Consider the following 17,488-nt stretch of genomic DNA (forward strand, 5'->3'; position numbering starts at 1 on the left):
GGGCAGCAGCGGCGCTCAGGAGGGGGTGCGGCCGAAGGACCGCAGCCGCAGCGAGTTGGTGACGACCAGCACGCTGGACAGGGCCATCGCGGCGCCGGAGACCATCGGGTCGAGCCTGCCGAGCACGGCCAGCGGGATCGCGATCACGTTGTAGCCGAAGGCCCAGGCGAGGTTCTGCCGGATGATCCGCAGGGTCCGCCGGGAGAGCGCGATCGCGTCGGCGACGGCGCCCACGTCGGGGCGCACGAGCACGATGTCGGCCGAGTCGATGGCGACGTCCGCGCCGGAGCCCATCGCGAGCCCGAGGTCGGCCTGGGCGAGGGCGGCGGCGTCGTTGATCCCGTCGCCGACCATCGCGACGACCCGGCCCTGCTGCTGGAGGCGGGCGATCTCGGCGTGCTTCTCGTGGGGGAGCACCTCGGCGACCACGTCGGCCGCGCCGATGCCGACCTGCTCGCCGACCTGGGCGGCCGTGCGACGGTTGTCGCCGGTGAGCAGCACGGTGCGCAGCCCGAGGTCGCGCAGCCGCTGCACCGAGTCGGCGGAGCTGTCGCGCAGCTCGTCGGCGACGGTGAGCGCGGCATGGGCGACGCCGCCCCAGCCGACATACACCGTGGTGCCGACCCGGTCGCCCTGCAGGTCGCCGGGGACGAGGTCGAACAGGCTGGCCCGACCGACCGTGACCTCGGTGTCCTTGATGGTGGCGCGGGCCCCGAGACCGGGCAGGGTGGTGAAGCCGGTGATCGGGCGCAGGTCGAGCCCCTCGGCCTGCGCGGCCCGCACGATCGCCCGGGCGAGGGGGTGCTCGGACCCGGCCTCGACCGACGCCGCGGCCTGCAGCGCCGCGGTGGGGGTGAGTCGTCCCGAGGGGGTGACGTCCACGAGCGTGGCGGAGCCGGTGGTGAGCGTGCCGGTCTTGTCCAGGACCACGGTGTCGATACGGCGGGTGGACTCCAGGATCTCCGGGCCCTTGATCAGCACGCCGAGCTCGGCGGCCCGGCCGGTGCCGACGAGCAGCCCGGTGGGGGTGGCCAGCCCGAGCGCGCAGGGGCAGGCGACGACGAGCACCGAGACGGCGGCGGAGAGCGCGGCCGCGGCCGGGTGCCCGGTGACCAGCCACCCGCCGAAGGTGAGCACCGCGACGACCAGCACCACGGGCACGAAGACCGCCGAGATCCGGTCGGCCAGCCGTTGCACGGGGGCCTTGCCGGTCTGGGCCTGCTCGACGAGGCGGGTGATGCCGGCCAGCGTGGTGTCCGCGCCGACCCGGGTCGCCTGCACCAGCAGGCGGCCGTGCGCGTTGAGGGTGCCGCCGGTGACCTCGTCGCCGGGACCGACCTCGACGGGCAGCGACTCGCCGGTGACCAGGGAGCGGTCGAGGGCCGAGGTGCCGTCGACGACGACGCCGTCGGTGGCGACCTTCTCCCCGGGCCGCACCACGAACTGCTCGCCCACCTGCAGCTGCTCGATCGGGATGCGGGTCTCGCGGGTGATCCGGTCGACCGGGTCGATGCGCTGCACCGCGACGTCCTTGGCGCCGAGCTCCAGCAGGCTGGTGAGCGCGGACTTCCCGGCAGTGCGGGCGCGGTGCTCGGCGAGGCGACCGGCGAGCAGGAAGGTCACGACCACGGCGGCGACCTCGTAGTACATGTGCCCGCTGCTGCCCGCCAGCGTGGCCACGAGCGACCACAGCATCGAGGCGATCACGCCTAGGCTGACCAGGGTGTCCATGGTGGAGGCGCCGTGCCGGGCGGTGATCGCCGCCGACCGGTGGAAGGGCCACGCGGCCCACACCGCCACGGGCAGCGACAGCAGCAGCTCCACCCACGGCCGGGCGTCGCCCAGCGCGTGGTGCACCGACGGCGCCATCGCCAGCACCACCACGAGGGCCGTCAGCGGGGCGGCGACAAGGAGGCGTGACCGCAGCGACGCGCGGCTCATCGCCTGGTCCAGTCGGTATGCCGAGCCGGGGGTAGCCTGCGGGTCCTGCTGGGTCTCGGCGAGCCGGGGTCCGCCCGGGGCGCCGCCGCCGTCCCCGCCGCTCTCGTCGACCGAGCCCGCGACGCGGGTCGCCCCGGCCGGGGCGAGCGTCAGGTCGGTCGCGGTGTAGCCGGTGCGCTCCACGACCGCGATCAGGTCGGCCACCGACACCGAGCCGGGGAAGGCGACGTGAGCCTTCTCGGTGGCGAGGTTGACGGTGGCGTCCACGCCGTCGAGCCTGTTGAGCTTGCGCTCCACGCGGCTCGAGCAGGACGCGCAGGTCATCCCACCGATGGCCAGGTCGACCTCGTGGCGGTCCTGCTCGGTCGCGGTGCTCACCCGACCACCGTGTAGCCCGCCTCGTCGACGGCGGCCTTGACGGCCGCCAGGTCGAGCGGTCCGTCGCTGGTGATGGTCACGGGGGAGTCGCCACCCGCGACCAGGTCGATCTGCACGTCCTGGACGCCGTCGACCTCCTGGAGCTCGGACGTGACCGCGCTGGTGCAGTGGCCGCAGGTCATGCCGTTGACGGTGATGGTGGTGGTCTGGCTCATGACGCTCTCCTGGGGGTGGGCCGGCTCGGGCCGGGGACCCGGCTCGTGACGTGCGGTTCAGCTCTTGACGAGCCGTGCGATGGCGGCGGACGCCTCGGCGACCTTGGCGGCCGCGGCCTCGTCGGACTCGCGTGCGGCGCCGACGACGCAGTGGCCGATGTGGTCCTCGAGCAGGCCCAGGCTGACGGCCTGCAGGGCCTTGGTGATCGCCGAGATCTGGGTGAGGACGTCGATGCAGTAGGTGTCCTCGTCGACCATCCGCTGGACGCCGCGGACCTGACCCTCGATGCGCCGCAGCCGCTTGAGGTAGGCGTCCTTGTGGTCGGCCTCGGCGTAGGCGGGCAGCGGGGGTGCGTGCTGGCAGGTGTCGGTCATCCGGCCTCCTTCGACGCGATCAACACTAATACCCCTAGGGGGTATTTCCAGGGCTGGGCTCACGGCGTGGCGGACCGGGCTCCGGTCGTGTCCGGGCGGGTGCGAGGTGAGGTCCTCGTGGTGGACGTGCGCCGTCACGGCAAGCTGTACCGGTCTGACGCTACCCGCGCTGCGCTCGACGCGAGGCGCGACAGGGCGGGAGCGTTGGCTCCGGGAACCGGCTCTTCCGACTTGAGCGTGGGTTCGTGGGGTGAATCCGCCGGCGACCAGGAGGCAGCGTAGGCGGTAGGTGGTGCGGTTGCGGAAGCCTCGGGCGATCCGGCGCTGGGGCTCGATGAGGCCGTTGATGGCTTCGGTGCCGCCGTTGGACGCGCCGCCGCTGTCGAAGTACGCGAGCAGGGGTTGGGCCCACTGCTTCAACGTGCGGCCCAGGCGTCGGATCTCGGGGATCGGGCAGCTCGGCAGAACATCGAGGGGTGTTGCGCCGAAGCCTTGCCGTGGGCGGGCGTCGGAGCGTGGAACAGGGCACGTATCTCTTGGGCGACCTGCCGGGCGAGCTCGACGTCGACGTGGGCGTCGTGCGCGCTGTACGCCGCCGTCAGGCGGGCGCGTTGGCGGTCGGTGAGGTTCTCGATCCCGGCGCGCAAGATGGTGCGGATGCCGTACAGGGGGTCGCCCTTGCGGCCGTGGTGGACGAGGGTGTCGGTCCGGACGCGGCGGCGGACGTCGTTGGCGGACGTCGTCGGCGCAGCCGGTGGCGAGCTTGACGACATGGAACGCGTCGACGACCGCGGTTGCATCCTGCCGGTGCTCGGCGACGGGGTTCTTGTACCCGTGGAACGGATCGAGGGTGGCGACCTGCACCCCGGCCCGGAAGTCCTCGCGGCGCTGGGTGAGCCAGTGCCCGTACACCGTCCCGGACCGGCCCGGGACCAGGTCGAGCAGGCGGGCGCGGACTCGTCCGTGCTCGTCGCGGGTCAGGTCGACCATCCCCGTGAGCATCGTCGGGTCACGCTTGCGTTGGTCGACGTGGTGCCAGACATGCTCGTCGACACCGAGCATGTCCACGCCTTCGAAGCGTGCTGGGTCGCGGTCCAGGGTGTCCAGGCGGGTGCGGACGGCCCGCCACGCGGGTCGTGAGCAGCGTCCGCGGCGCCGCGACCTGCTCGTCCTGCCCGACGAACGTCCCACCCGCACAAGCAGGCTCGGGGCAGGCCTACCGGCGCTTGACCCACACCCAGGTCACCGGCGGGAAGACCCCCGTCTTCCGGGCGCCGACTGCTGCTGGGTGAGCATGGCGGCGCGAGCCGTCGGTGAGCCTGGTGCGAGGTGTACGTCATTACCTCCTTGACCGCGACCGACGTCCGACCCGGCGACATCGCTGACCTGGTCCAGGGGCTACTGGGGGGCGAGAACCGGCTGTGCCCGGTCAGAGACGTCATCTACGACGAAGACCGTCACCAGCTGCGCACCGGCCACGGGCCCGCCGTAATGGCCGTTCTATGCAACACCGCGATCAGCGCCCACCGAGTCACCGGAACCATCAGCATCGCCGCAGCACTCAGACGACACGCCAACAATGAGGTTTTCTCACCAGCGGCCTCGGGTCATGGTGGCGATGACGAGGGTGGCGGCGGCGATGTGGCCGATCCGTCCGGGGTCGAGGGTGACGTGGCGCAGGGCTCGGTAGTGCTTGAGGATGGCGTTGCCGCGCTCGGCGGGCGCGCGCAGCGCGCGTAACAGCCGGTTCGTGGCGCGGTTCCCACGGTCGAGCTCTGGCCCTTGATCGGGGTGTGGATCCCGATACCGGCACCCGCGTAGCCCTTGTCCGCCAACGTGGGCAGGCCTTTCGTGGCGGCAGCGTACAGGGCCGGCAGGGCGTGGGTGCGGGCGGCGGTGATGTCGTGCGTGGAGCCGGGTTCGACGGGGCTGGTCCAGATCGGGAACCCGGTGGAGTCGGTGAGGACCTGCACGTTCCCGCCATGAGCGTGGTGCTTGCCGGAGTACCACACGTCGTAGCCGTTCGTGCTGGTGGAAGGGGCGCAGCAGCGGTTGGTGCGGACGAGGGTGCCGTCCATGCACACGAACGGGGCGCCCGCGTCGAGCTGGTCGGCCAGGACGTCGTCCAGGGACGGGGCGCGGTCGGCGACGACGGTGATGGCCTCGTGCAGGTATCGGTACGCGGTCGCCTGGGACAGGCCGTGATCACGCGCGAGGCGGTGCACGCCGGTGGCGTCGACCAGCTACCGCAGGAACAGGACGGCTTGGGTCCAGCACGTCGCGGCCCGCTGCCAGGGCCGCTTGTCGTGACGGCGGCGGTGGGCCTGGAGCCAGGCCGACACGCGGCGCACGACGAACACAGGGACGGGCAGGGTGGCACGCTATGACAGCACGCGGGGCTCGGTTCGGGCGCGGGGACAGGAGTGAAACCGAGCCTGACCACCGGGCCCCGCGTGCACCTATCCGACACGCCGTCCCCGCAGGTCCCAGCTCCGCAGCACCCTCAGACCCTCAAACCTGGTGAGAAAACCTCAGTAGCGATGCGCCCGGAGAAGCGACACGTCGAACACCTAAACTTTATGCTCGTGCGCTAGCCATCTGGTTGGTTAAGCTAGATCGGTGAGAGAGGCCAGTGATGCGCAGCGATCAATATGTCCATGATTGGTGGGGTAATCATGTGCGATTCGCTCCCTAGGTGTAATACGGCGCCTGCCGTGGCCTTGCTGGGTGTGGCGTTTATCTCCACGCACATGGTTTTTGACGGGCCGGACTCCTGGATGAGGTTGGGGGCGCTTGTTTATGGACTCACAGTCGGGTCTCTATGTTTCTTCCTTCCGCGAGATGCCCGATCGGCAAGGCAGCTCCTTGTGGCCTCTGCAGCGTTGTTTTCAAGCCTGATCATAATTTCTAGTATTTCCTCGCATGTGATAATAGAAATGCGCCATGCCGCCGTTATGGCGGGCGTTATGCTTGGGTTTATCGCACGCTCTTCTCGCTTGAACCGGAAGGGTCTTCTGGAGGCCGAGGCTGAGGCCGATGAGGGCGCATGAAGTGGAGGTGTGACCCAGCGGGCGACCTGCCGGTTGGTCAGGCAGGACGCCATCTGCTGGGCGGTGCCGTAGCCACCATCCCCACCGCGCCGTCCACCACCACCCCACGACCGGCCTGTTCGCACGCCGCACCCTGTCGGTGAACGAGAGAGTCGTCAACGCCTCCCAGGCCAAGCTCCGCGCCCGAGGAGAACGCGCCAACGCCGTCCTGAAGGCCTGGCGAGTCCTACGCCGCTACCGCGGCTGCCCACACCACCTCACCACCATCACCACCGCAGTCTGGATGCTCATCACCACAGGTCAAACCACCACATGAAAAACGCTCACGGTCCGGGAGATCAATGCCTCGACCTGCTCGTTGGACAGCACGAGCGACTTCGCGGCAGGACCCGGCATGAAAACAGCCCACCGAACAACGAAAGAATGACTGACTCAGAATACGAGAGGATGAACGGGTGGCGAACAAGAGGGATCTTCAACTCCCGAACCGTGAACGCGTGAGACACTCCCCGCAGCACCCCAACCGCTTCCCCCCCTCAATCCCAAAGAACTGACGTGAAACTCTGAAATATCGCGATAAGCATTGCCCTGATTCCGCTGTCGAGCCTGTCATTCGTAAGTCCAGCCAGCGCCTCGGGAATGCGATCAGATCGAGATGGTATTTCATCCATCTCGATTGACCCGCCCAGCACGGTACGCGAGGACGTCGGTGGCGCGTCTGGCCAGGGTGCGTCCCAGGCGGGCAACCTCAGGCAACCCGGCCGGGACGCCCGCGCCGATGGTGTCGATGAGCGTGGTCATGGTGGCTTTCCCGATGGTGCGGTCGCGGTGTTGGTACGCGGTGATCATGCGCTGGTACACGCTCCAGGTGACCTCGACCGCGCTGTGGCGTTCGTCGGCGAAGAGGCTGGTCAGGCGGGTCTTCTGCGTGTCGGTGAGCAGGTCGACGCCGGTGTGCAGGGTCCGGCGGGCCCGGTACAGCGGGTCGCTCGTGCGGCCGCGGTGCCCGTGGAGGTCCTGCTGGACGCGGCGGCGGCACTGGTCCGACGCGTCGGCGGCCGGGCGCACGACGTGGAAGGGGTCCATCACCGTCACCGACTGCGGGACCTCCTCGACGGCGGCGGTCTTGAACCCGCTGAACCCGTCCATGGCGACGACCTCGACCCCGTCCCGCCAGGGCTTGGGTCGGGCGGCGAGCCAGGTCGTGAACACGGCCTTGGAACGGCCCTCGACCATGTCGAGCAGCCGGGCGGGCCCGGTGCCGTCCCGCAGACCGGTGAGGTCGATGATGACGGTGACGTACGTGTCCCCGCGGCGGGTGTGACGCCACACGTGCTCGTCCACGCCCAGGACCCGCACCCCGTCGAAGCGGGAACGGTCGCTGATCAGGCGCCGTCGGCCCTCGGCCAGGACGGCGGTGTCCCAGGCCACGCCCAGCGCGTCGGCGATCCGAGCTATGGACAGGTGCGCGACCACCAGGGCTTCCAGCGCCCACGCCAACGCCGTCCACGTCAGCTTCGCCCGCGGCGCCGCCGCGGGCGACAGGTCTTCGCGCCACACGTGCTCGCACTGGGTGCCCCGGTAGCGGCGCCACCTGACGCGCAAGACCGTCGGGCGCCACCCCAGTGGTGCGTGCGCCAGCTCACGCACGACCGTGTCCGCACCCGCCCTTCGCAGCCGCAGGCCCGACACCAGCGCTCCTGGCAGCGGGCAGCGCCGTCGGTGACGACCCGGCACTCCAGGATGGCCCTGTCGGGCAGCAGGCACTGCCCCACAACGCGCAGACCGAGGCCGTCAAGCCCGGTGAGGGTAGTCAGGTCAGGAGCGGCGAAGGTAGCGTCACGCACGTCGAGGTCTTCCAGATGGCAGGCGTAGGAACCTCCATCCTCGGCAGACCCCGACACCGACCCCACCCAGTCAGGCCCAGCGGCGAGCTACACCCCCATCTGGGAAGGGCCCGGAATTCCAGAGATCTCCGGCGCCCGAGAAACAGGGCCGAGCTCGTCGTTCCACGGGCCGTCGCCTCGCAGCGGAATGACCGGGTCCGGATGCGGCGAACCCCTCAGGCGTCGGTGATCTCGCAGAAGCTGCGGTAGTGGTCGCCGGTGTAGTACCAGTGCTCGGGGCTGGTCAGCCCGCCGCCACCGGTGATGATGCGGCGGGCGCCGCGCGTGTCGGCTCCGGGCGTCTCGACGGTGTACTCGTGGTAGTAGCCGCGCGGCTGGCGCGGCAGGATCCGCTCGCGGTTGCCGAACGTCACCCCGTCGTTGCGCGGGTGCGTGAAGGGGCCGCCCGCGCGGATGGCGAGGATCACCGCGGGCACCTGGGCCGGCAGCTCGGCCATCCGGCAGGGACGTAGTCGCCCCGCGGTCGAGGTGGGACCGGTGGATGACCTGGGCTCGAAGGCCGAGGTCGGTGCGACGGACGAGGACGCCGGGCGCGGTGCCGGGGTGGTGCGGGGAGCGTTGGGCCGCGCCGAGGGAGCGGCGGTGGGCCGCACCTTCGCGGCCCTGCTGGTCGAGGCGGCCGGGCGGGGGCGATTGGGGTGGGAGCACCCCGCGAGCGCCGGGCTGCTCACCAGTGCCACCGCCATCAGGGCCGGCAGCAGTCGGTCGGGACGCAGCCGCTGGGGGAGCCGCACGCTCGCCTCGCTCTCGGTCGGTGACGTGGTCGATGCCTCGATCAGTGCACGGAGGGGTCCGTGGGGTCGAGGGGGCTCGTGGTGCCCGACGGCACCAGCACGGTCTCGAGCACCCGCTCGTGCTCGTCGCCGGGCCCCTCGTCCTGCCGGTCAGACTGCCACAGGTGGGTGTGCGCCTCGCTCAGGATGGACACCAGCTCGTCGAAACCCTCTCGGTCGTGATCACGCAGCGTGTCCGCGTCGGACCACAGCAGGGCGATCCGGCGGGTGCGTGGCCACCACAGGTCCAGGTCGCGCAAGGCGTCGGCGAGGCCGTCCAGGTTGACGGCGGCGGAGCCGGGCAGGCGCAGCGCCGCCGCGACCGCGGCCTGGGCCGCGCGCAGGTCCCGCAGGTCGGCGCCCTGAACGGGGATGACCTGGAAGTCCTCGTCCAGGAGCAGCGCCCGGGCTCGGGAGGGGCCGACGGTCTCGTGCTCGACCCACCAGACGCCGGGGGCGAGCTGCTCCCCGGAGCGTCGCAGTCGGTGGGGGACGGTGGCCCAGGCGTCGGTCGGCGGGCTGCTGCTCACGAGGACCTCGCTCTCGGTGACGGTCGGATCGCTCCAGTGTGCCTCGTCTGCACGGCGGGCGGGGGAGAGGGGCCGATGGCGGCTCCGGTGCGGGCGCGCAGACCGGTCGAGGCCCCCCGGGACGCCCGGGAGGCCTCGACGGTGGGTCACTTGCTGGACAGGTCGGCCTTGGACTCGTCCGTGGTGGGCGTGATGGGCATGCCCGCGGCCTTGCTGGAGTCCATCACCTGGTTGACCAGGCCCTGCGCGGCGACGACGGAAGTCAGGTCACCCTTGGCGAGGCCACCGGCCATCTGGCTGGCGGTGTCCTTGAGCTTGCCGAGGGGGCCGGCGAGGACCTTGCACATGGCCGGGTCGGACTTGACGTTGTCGTAGGCGTTGTTGATGAGCTTGTAGTCCAGGGCGGCGACGGCCAGGCCCTTGGCGATGGCGGTCTTGCGGCCGGGGGCGCCCTCCTTGAAGGTGCCCGCCTGGTAGGGCGTGTAGATCCAGCGGTGGAAGGTGCCGGCGGCCAGGCCGACGTTGGCGACGAAGCGGGTCTTGGCGAAGTGGCGGGTCGCCTCGGTGGGGCAGTCCGCCGGGACGACGTCCGTGGTCGTGGCCACGGGGCCCACGCCGGTGGTCGTGGTCACGGCGGCGCCGGGGGTGGCGTCGGCGGCGGTGGTCGCGGTCGTGGTGGTCGCGGCCGTCGTGGTCTTCTCGGCGCCGCCGCAGGCGGACAGGGCGAGCGAGCAAGCCAGGACAGGGGTGGCGATGCGCAGGGCGTTACGGTTCATGCTCTGGTCATTGGCACGATCCACGTCGTCTAGACCCCTGAGCACCGGATCGTGACCTTTCGGCAACCCGGTGATCAGCGTGCGCTCAGAGTGACCGCTCCCCGTCACACGCTCAGCCCAGGTGGTCGACCAGGGTGGGCGCCAGGCCGACATACGTGCCGGGGGTCATCGCCGCCAGCCGCTCCTCGACGTCGGCGGGCAGGCCCAGGCCCCGCACGAAAGCGACCAGGTCGTCCTGCCCGATCCGGCGGCCGCGGGTGAGCTCCTTGAGCCGCTCGTAGGGGTTGTCCATCCCGGCGACGCCCTGGGCACCGAGCGCCCGCATCGCCGACTGGACCGGCTCGCCCAGCACCTCCCAGTTGCCGTCGAGGTCCTCGGCCATCCGCGCCGGCACCGCGTCCAGGCCTGCCAGACCACGAGACACGTTGTCCAGCGCCAGCATCGAGTGGCCGAGCGCCGTGCCGACGTTGCGCTGCATCGAGGAGTCGGTCAGGTCGCGCTGCAGCCGCGACTGCACCAGCGTGGCCGCCAGCACGTCCAGCAGGGCGCAGGAGACCTCGAGGTTGGCCTCGGCGTTCTCGAAGCGGATCGGGTTGACCTTGTGCGGCATCGTCGACGAGCCGACGGTGCCCTGGCCGCGCACCTGGGCGTAGTAGCCCATCGAGATGTAGGTCCAGAAGTCGGTGCACACGTTGTGCAGGATCCGGTTGAAGCGGGCGACGTCGGCGTAGAGCTCGGCCTGCCAGTCGTGCGACTCGATCTGGGTGGTGAGCGGGTTCCAGGTCAGGCCGAGGCCCTCGACGAAGGACCGCGAGACTGCCTGCCAGTCGGCACCGGGCACGGCGGCCAGGTGCGCGCCGTAGGTGCCGGTCGCGCCGTTGAGCTTGCCGAGGTAGTCCTGACCCTCGACGCGGCGCAGCTGCCGGCCCAGGCGGTGGGCCATGACGGCGATCTCCTTGCCCATCGTCGTGGGCGTGGCCGGCTGGCCGTGGGTGTGCGCGAGGAGGGGGACCACGGCGAGGTCCTGCGCCATGCCGGACAGCTGGTCGACGACCGCGCGGGCCTTGGGCAGCCAGACCTCGCGCGTGGCGCCCTGGACCATGAGCGCGTAGGACAGGTTGTTGATGTCCTCGCTGGTGCAGCAGAAGTGGATGAGCTGCCTGAGCCGGGCCGCGTCGGCGGGGGCGATGCGGTCGACCCGGCGCTGCAGGTAGTACTCCACCGCCTTGACGTCGTGCACCGTCTCGCGCTCGATCTCGGCCAGCTCGGCGACGTCCTCGGCGCCGAACTGCACGACCACGGCGCGCAGCTCGCGCACCTCCTCGTCGGTGAGGCGACGCACGCCCGGCACGACCTGCTGCTGGGTCAGGTGGATCAGCCACTCCACCTCGACATGGACCCGGGTGCGGTTGAGGGCGGCCTCGGACAGGTGGTCGACCAGGGGCGCGACCGCCGAGCGGTATCGGCCGTCGAGGGCGCCGAGGGCGATGGGCGGGGTCAGGTCAGCGAGGGAGGCCATGACGGTCATTCTGCCAGCCGACGGGTGACCTGCCCGACGACGGATCGGGCCCGGCCACCCCTGCGGTGACCGGGCCCGGTCGGGCGGTATGCCGGGAACCGGCGCCCCCGTCAGGACTTCTCGGTGCCCTTGGCCTGCCCGGACCTGTCCTGCGCCCGGTCGATCTTCCCCGACAGCCGGGCCTGCAGGTGCTTCTGCGCGAGCGCCACGTCGGCCAGGCACTCCAGGGCGCCCTCGGCCTTCTCGGCCACGGCCTCGTCGAAGGTCCGGACCTTCATCTGGTCCTCCAGGGGAGCAGGGGGTCTTGCCCCCGGCATACCCCGGCAGAGCCGGTCGATCCACCAGGTCACCCGGCCGGCCCGCCGCCGGGTGGCAGGATGGCGCCATGCCCGCCGAGACCTTCCACAGCGCCTACGCCCAGGGCTTCGCCCGCGTGGCGGCCTGCACCGCCGCGACGGCCGTCGCGGACCCGGCCCGCAACGCCGACCAGGTGATCGCCGCGGCCCGCGAGCTGCACGAGGAGGGCGTGGCGCTCGCGGTCTTCCCCGAGCTGGGGATGTCCGGCTACGCCCTGGACGACCTCTTCCTGCAGCAGCCGCTGCTCGAGGCCGTGGAGCGGGAGCTGGCCCGCGTCGTCGAGGCGAGCGCGGACCTGCTGCCGATCCTCGTCGTGGGGGCGCCGCTGCGTCGGACCAACCGGCTCTACAACTGCGCCGTCGTCATCCACCGCGGCGAGATCCTCGGCGTGGCACCGAAGTCCGCCCTGCCGACCTACCGCGAGTTCTACGAGCGACGACACTTCGCGCCCGGCGACGACGTGTCCGGCGAGATCGTCGTCGCGGGTCGCGACGTGCCCTTCGGCCCGGACCTGCTGTTCGCCGCCACCGACGTGGCGGGCTTCGTGCTGCACGTCGAGGTGTGCGAGGACATGTGGGTGCCGGTGCCCCCGTCGGCCGAGGCGGCGCTCGCCGGCGCGACGATCCTGGCCAACCTGTCCGGCTCGCCGATCACCGTCGCCCGCGCCGAGGACCGCGCCCTGCTCGCCCGCTCCGCGTCCAGCCGCTGCCTCGCGGCCTACCTGTACGCCGCCGCGGGCGAGGGCGAGTCGACGACCGACCTGTCCTGGGACGGGCAGACCTTCGTCTACGAGAACGGCGACCTGCTCGCCGAGACCGAGCGCTTCCCGCAGGGGCCGCAGCGGTCCGTCGCCGACGTCGACCTGGACCGGCTCGTCGCCGAGCGGATCCGGATGGGCAGCTTCGACGACAACCGGCGCACCCACCACGAGCGTGCCGGCCGCTTCCGCACCGTCGAGCTGACGCTGCAGCCGCCGCTCACCGACATCGGGCTGCGGCGCCAGGTCGACCGCTTCCCCTTCGTGCCCGACGACGCCGACCGGCTGGCGCTGGACTGCTACGAGGCCTACAACATCCAGGTCTCCGGCCTGGTGCAGCGGATGCGGGCGATCGGGCGCCCCAAGGCCGTCATCGGCGTCTCCGGGGGCCTGGACTCCACCCACGCGCTGCTCGTCTGCGCCCGCGCCATGGACCGCCTCGGTCGTCCGCGCACCGACGTCCTGGCCTACACGATGCCGGGCTTCGCGACGACCGAGCACACCAGGACCAACGCCCAGCGGCTGTGCGAGCAGCTCGGGGTGACCTTCGCCGAGCTCGACATCCGGCCCGCGGCCACCCAGATGCTCAAGGACATGCACCACCCCTTCGGCGCGGGGGAGGAGGTCTACGACATCACCTTCGAGAACGTCCAGGCCGGGCTGCGCTACGACTACCTCTTCCGCCTGGCCAACCACCTGGGCGGGATCGTCGTCGGCACCGGCGACCTGTCCGAGCTCGCCCTCGGCTGGTGCACCTACGGCGTCGGCGACCAGATGTCGCACTACGGCGTCAACACCGGCGTCCCGAAGACCCTGATGCAGCACCTGATCCGCTGGTGCACGACCTCGGGGGACTTCACCCAGGAGGTCGCCGGGACGCTGCGGTCCATCCTCGACACCGAGATCAGCCCCGAGCTGGTCCCCACCAAGGAGGGCGAGCAGCCGCAGTCCACGGAGGCATCCATCGGGCCCTACGCGCTGCAGGACTTCACGCTCTACCACGTGCTGCGGCGCGGCTACCGGCCGAGCAAGGTGGCCTTCCTCGCGTGGCACGCGTGGCACGACGAGACCGCCGGGCAGTGGCCGCCCGGGTTCCCCCAGGACCGCCGTCAGGCCTACGACCTCGCCGAGATCCGGCACTGGCTGGAGGTCTTCTGCCAGCGGTTCGTCACCCAGCAGTTCAAGCGCTCGGCGCTGCCGAACGGGCCCAAGGTCGTCGCGGGCGGGTCGCTCTCGCCGCGCGGTGACTGGCGGATGCCCTCGGACGCGTCCCCGGCGATCTGGCTGGCCGACCTGGCGAACGTCCCCGGCTGACGGCTGACCGCTCGCGGGCCGAGGGGTCCGGGCCGACGCGGCTCCGGGGTCAGGCCTCGGCGGCGGTGATCGACAGTCCGCTCAGACGGTATGCCGCGAAGGCCGTGCCCCCGACGAGCACGAGCAGCAGCCCCACCAAGGCGTGGGTCGGCCCGACCTCGGCGGGCGCGATGACCGACATCCGACCCACCTCGCTGGCGACGCGCGTGGCCCAGGCGCCGACGGAGACCTTCTCGATCCCGCTCAGCAGGTTGCGCAGGCCGCCCTCCCACACGGTGAGGTAGAGCAGGCCCCACACCACGGCGTGCCGGGTCGAGGCCGACAGCGCGGTGAACAGCCCGCAGTACGCCACGGCCGCCGCGGCGCCGCCGGCCGCCCACCCCAGCGCCTTGACCGGCGAGCCGGGGTCGAGGAGCAGGGCGGCGAGCCCGAGGGGGAGCGCGCCCAGCACCAGCGTGGTGGTGGCCCCGGCGAGGAGCTTGCTCACCACCACCTGCCGGCGCGGCACGGGCTTGGACAGCAGGTAGTAGATCGTGCCGTCCTCCATCTCGGTGCCGAGCAGCCGGGTGGCCGTCAGCAGCGCCAGCATCGGCACCACCACGACGAGGCCAAGGGTGCCGAGGACGGCGCGGCCGGCGGGGTCGTCGGCCGAGGCGTCCGCCCCGAGGACGTACCGCGCGAGACCGGTGAGGAGCAGCAGCACCGTCGGCAGCGCCAGCAGCGGCAGCAGCCGGGCACGACCGAGCAACGAGGAGAAGGCCAGACGCAGGACGACAGGGTTCATGAGGTCACCAGGTAGGAGAAGACGCTCTCGAGCGACTCGTCGGTCGGGCTGACCTCGACGAGGGTGATCCCGCGGGCGCGGGCGACGCGCGGCAGCACGTGGGTGAACCGGCCGAAGTCGACGGCCTCCACCTCGACCCCTCCCTCCGGCCGCAGCGCGACCGCGCGCACGCAGTCGTCACCGACCAGCGCGGCGGCGAGGGCCCGGTCGTCGGTGGACCGCACGACATACCGGTTGGGCCGGTCGGTCATCAGCCGGCGGATGGCGCCGAAGTCGCCGCTCGCGGCGTGCCGCCCGGCCACGACCACCTCGACCTGGCGGGCGACCTGCTCGACCTCCTCCAGGATGTGCGAGCTGAACAGCACGGTCCGCCCGTCCGCGCCCATCCGGCGCAGCAGCTCCATCAGGTGCAGCCGCTGCCGCGGGTCCATCCCGTTGAAAGGCTCGTCGAGCAGCAGCACCTGCGGGTCGTGGACCAGGGCGCTCGCCATCTTCACGCGCTGGCGCATGCCCTTGGAGTAGGTCGAGATGCGTCGACCCGCGGGCTCGGTCATCTCCACCAGGTCCAGGGCCCGCTCGGTGGCGGCGCCGGGGTCGGGCAGCCCGTGCAGGTCGGCCATCGCCCGCACGAAGGCCCGCCCGGTCAGGTGCTCCAGGATGCCCTCGCGCTCGGGCACCATCCCGAGCTGCCGATACACCTCGGGGTTCCGCCAGGTGGGGGTGCCGTCCAGCTCGACCGACCCCGCGGAGGGGGCGAGGAAGCCGGACATGAGGGCGAGCAGCGTGGACTTGCCGGCGCCGTTGGGGCCGAGCAGGCCGGTGACGCCGGGCCCGATCCGCATGGAGACGTCGTTGACGGCCACCAGGTCGCCGAACCACCGGGAGACCCCGTGCAGCACGAGGGTGCTCATGCCGCACCGGCCTTCGCGTAGCGGCGCAGCAGGATCGCGACGCCACCGAGCAGGGTGAGCACCAGGGCGACGAGGTAGAACACCCCGTCCACGGTCGACTGCACCGGTGGCCCGGTCGGCGCCTGGTCGAACCACCACACCCCGAGCCCCTCGGCGAGGCTGAAGGGGTTGAGCACCCCCGGCCAGGCCGGGTGGATCCCGGCGGTCGAGTAGCCCGAGCTGAGGATCGCCCCGAGCCCGCCTGCGACCGCCGAGCTCATCGTCAAGGTGGCGATGATCGCGACGATGGCCATGCCTCGGCGGGTGGCCAGGCTGGCCAGGACCCCACCGACCACGGTGAGCAGCGCCGTCAGGACCAGGATCCCGGGCAGCGCCTCCAGGGCCTTGCGCGTGTGCTCCCCGGCCGGCAGGCCCGCCAGCAGCGCGCCGACGTACAGGATCACGACGGGCAGCCCGACGACCATGAGGACGGCGACGAAGAGCGAGGCGAGCCGGGCCAGCACGTAGCTGCCGCGGTGCAGGGGGCGGGCGAGGTAGAGCGTGATCGCGCGGTAGCGCAGGTCCCGGGAGAACACCACGGGTGCCTGCGCGGCCACGAAGATCGAGGTCACCATCTGCAGCACCGTCGGGTAGCGCGCGTAGTCGACCGGGAGGGTGGGCAGCTTGGTCATCGCCACGACCGCCACCATCACCAGGGCGGGCAGCAGGGAGACCAGCAGGATCCCGACGGGTAGCCACTTGGCCCGGCGGGACCGGCCGAGGCCGTACGCGTGGCGCAGGCCCTGGACGAACAGCGCGCGCGTGACGCCGCCCTCGCCGAGCCGGGGGCCGTCGTAGCCGCGGTAGCCCAGGTCGTGGATCCGGGCACCGTGGGCGGAGGCGGGGGTGGGGGCCGTCATCGCGGGGCCGCCTCTCGGGTCTGGAAGACGTCCTGGATGCGGTGGCGCCCGTCCTGGATCCGGACCAGGCCCAGGTCGAGGTCGATCACGGTGTCCCGCACCAGGTCTCGTATGGCGCGCTCCTGCTGCTGGGTGGTCTGCGCGCTCGCCTCGGGGTCGACCGTCCACAGGCCGCCGGGCGTGATCTCGACCGACCCGTCGACGGGATGGCACACGAGCCCGTGGGCGGCCAGGGCGTTGCCGAGCAGGTCGCGCTCGGTGGCGCCGCCCAGCACCTCGACGAGCAGGCTGCCGGTGCGCTCGACGTAGTCGCTGGTCGCCGAGGACCGCAGCAGGTGACCGCCGTCGAGGACGACGACGTGGTCGCTGACCCGCTCCAGCTCGCCGAGCAGGTGGCTCGTCACCAGCACCGCGATCCCGAAGTCCGAGCCGATCCGCCGCACCAGCCCGAGCATCTCGTCGCGGCTGGCCGGGTCCAGGCCGTTGGTCGGCTCGTCCAGCATGATCAGGTCCGGGTCGTGGACGAGCGCCTGGGCGAGCTTGGCGCGCTGCCGCATGCCCGTGGAGTAGGTCCCCATGTCGCGGTATCGCTCCTCGGCCAGCCCCACGTGCCGCAGCACGTCGGCCGCGCGCTCGCGGGCGACCGCGTGGGGCAGCCCCGCCATCCGTCCCATGTGCACGGTGAACTCGCTGGCGTTGACGTCCCCCGGCAGGCAGTCGTGCTCGGGCATGTAACCCACCCGCGCCCGGATCGCCCGCCCCTGCCGGGCCACGTCGTGCCCGAGCACCTGCGCCTCGCCGCTGGTCGGCGGCAGCAGGCCGAGCAGCACCTTGATCAGCGTCGACTTGCCCGCACCGTTGGCCCCCACGAGACCGGTCACGCCGGGTCCGACCTGCAGGTCCAGCCCGTCCAGCGCCCGCACCCGCGGATAGACCTTGGTCAGCCCCCGGGTGCGGATCACCGGCGGGCCGTCTCCCCCTGTGACGTCCATGACCCCAACC

General features: G+C 71.8%; 13 protein-coding genes and 3 pseudogenes. 1 reads left to right on the top strand and 15 read right to left on the bottom strand.

Going from position 1 to position 17,488, the window contains the following annotated elements:
* Positions 1–15 precede the first annotated feature (15 nt).
* From ACK2IS_RS01370 to ACK2IS_RS01420, 11 genes and pseudogenes are all read right to left on the bottom strand, one after another.
* Positions 16–2,319: a heavy metal translocating P-type ATPase gene (locus tag ACK2IS_RS01370; protein WP_409484380.1), complete on the bottom strand. Its 2,304-nt coding sequence runs from the start codon at positions 2,317–2,319 to the stop codon at positions 16–18.
* Positions 2,316–2,534: a heavy-metal-associated domain-containing protein gene (locus ACK2IS_RS01375; RefSeq protein WP_409484381.1), complete on the bottom strand. Its 219-nt coding sequence runs from the start codon at positions 2,532–2,534 to the stop codon at positions 2,316–2,318. The genes ACK2IS_RS01370 and ACK2IS_RS01375 overlap by 4 nt, the downstream gene beginning before the upstream one ends.
* A gap of 57 nt (positions 2,535–2,591) precedes the next feature.
* Positions 2,592–2,909, bottom strand: a complete 318-nt coding sequence (locus ACK2IS_RS01380; protein WP_409485694.1) for a metal-sensitive transcriptional regulator — start codon at positions 2,907–2,909, stop codon at positions 2,592–2,594.
* 336 nt (positions 2,910–3,245) lie between these two features.
* Positions 3,246–3,971: pseudogene (locus tag ACK2IS_RS01385) on the bottom strand (ISL3 family transposase); the annotation flags it as partial.
* 528 nt (positions 3,972–4,499) lie between these two features.
* A pseudogene (locus ACK2IS_RS01390) lies at positions 4,500–5,281 on the bottom strand (transposase family protein).
* A gap of 1,371 nt (positions 5,282–6,652) precedes the next feature.
* Positions 6,653–7,806 (bottom strand): annotated as a pseudogene (locus ACK2IS_RS01395) (ISL3 family transposase); the annotation flags it as partial.
* Positions 7,807–8,021: 215 nt separating this feature from the next.
* A complete protein-coding gene (locus ACK2IS_RS01400; protein ID WP_409484382.1) occupies positions 8,022–8,600 on the bottom strand; it encodes a ribonuclease domain-containing protein in 579 nt (192 codons plus the stop codon).
* A gap of 41 nt (positions 8,601–8,641) precedes the next feature.
* Positions 8,642–9,169, bottom strand: a complete 528-nt coding sequence (locus ACK2IS_RS01405) for a barstar family protein (protein ID WP_409484383.1) — start codon at positions 9,167–9,169, stop codon at positions 8,642–8,644.
* A 146-nt stretch (positions 9,170–9,315) separates the two neighbouring features.
* On the bottom strand, positions 9,316–9,945 hold the full coding sequence (locus ACK2IS_RS01410) for a hypothetical protein (RefSeq protein ID WP_409484384.1): 630 nt from the start codon (positions 9,943–9,945) through the stop codon (positions 9,316–9,318).
* A gap of 112 nt (positions 9,946–10,057) precedes the next feature.
* Entirely contained in the window at positions 10,058–11,464 is a 1,407-nt protein-coding gene (purB, locus tag ACK2IS_RS01415) for an adenylosuccinate lyase (RefSeq protein ID WP_409484385.1), read from the bottom strand.
* A gap of 110 nt (positions 11,465–11,574) precedes the next feature.
* The gene (locus ACK2IS_RS01420; RefSeq protein WP_409484386.1) at positions 11,575–11,742 is read right to left on the bottom strand and encodes a hypothetical protein; all 168 of its coding nucleotides are present in this window, start codon (positions 11,740–11,742) and stop codon (positions 11,575–11,577) included.
* A 107-nt stretch (positions 11,743–11,849) separates the two neighbouring features.
* Here ACK2IS_RS01420 and ACK2IS_RS01425 point away from each other — a divergent pair, with 107 nt between their 5' ends.
* A complete protein-coding gene (locus ACK2IS_RS01425) occupies positions 11,850–13,892 on the top strand; it encodes an NAD(+) synthase (RefSeq protein ID WP_409484387.1) in 2,043 nt (680 codons plus the stop codon).
* A gap of 49 nt (positions 13,893–13,941) precedes the next feature.
* Here the strand turns inward: ACK2IS_RS01425 and ACK2IS_RS01430 are convergent, their stop codons facing one another.
* The 4 genes from ACK2IS_RS01430 to ACK2IS_RS01445 are packed head-to-tail and all read right to left on the bottom strand — an operon-like array spanning position 13,942 to position 17,478.
* The gene (locus tag ACK2IS_RS01430; RefSeq protein WP_409484388.1) at positions 13,942–14,676 is read right to left on the bottom strand and encodes an ABC transporter permease subunit; all 735 of its coding nucleotides are present in this window, start codon (positions 14,674–14,676) and stop codon (positions 13,942–13,944) included.
* On the bottom strand, positions 14,673–15,587 hold the full coding sequence (locus tag ACK2IS_RS01435) for an ABC transporter ATP-binding protein (RefSeq protein ID WP_409484389.1): 915 nt from the start codon (positions 15,585–15,587) through the stop codon (positions 14,673–14,675). The genes ACK2IS_RS01430 and ACK2IS_RS01435 overlap by 4 nt, the downstream gene beginning before the upstream one ends.
* Positions 15,584–16,486, bottom strand: a complete 903-nt coding sequence (locus tag ACK2IS_RS01440; protein WP_409484390.1) for a hypothetical protein — start codon at positions 16,484–16,486, stop codon at positions 15,584–15,586. Before ACK2IS_RS01440 ends, ACK2IS_RS01435 begins: the two co-directional genes overlap by 4 nt.
* Positions 16,483–17,478 (bottom strand): ABC transporter ATP-binding protein, encoded by a 996-nt coding sequence (locus ACK2IS_RS01445; RefSeq protein WP_409484391.1) that lies wholly within the window; start codon positions 17,476–17,478, stop codon positions 16,483–16,485. Before ACK2IS_RS01445 ends, ACK2IS_RS01440 begins: the two co-directional genes overlap by 4 nt.
* Positions 17,479–17,488 lie beyond the last annotated feature (10 nt).

Source organism: Arsenicicoccus dermatophilus, assembly GCF_046267915.1.
Taxonomy (GTDB): Bacteria; Actinomycetota; Actinomycetes; order Actinomycetales; family Dermatophilaceae; genus Arsenicicoccus; species Arsenicicoccus dermatophilus_A.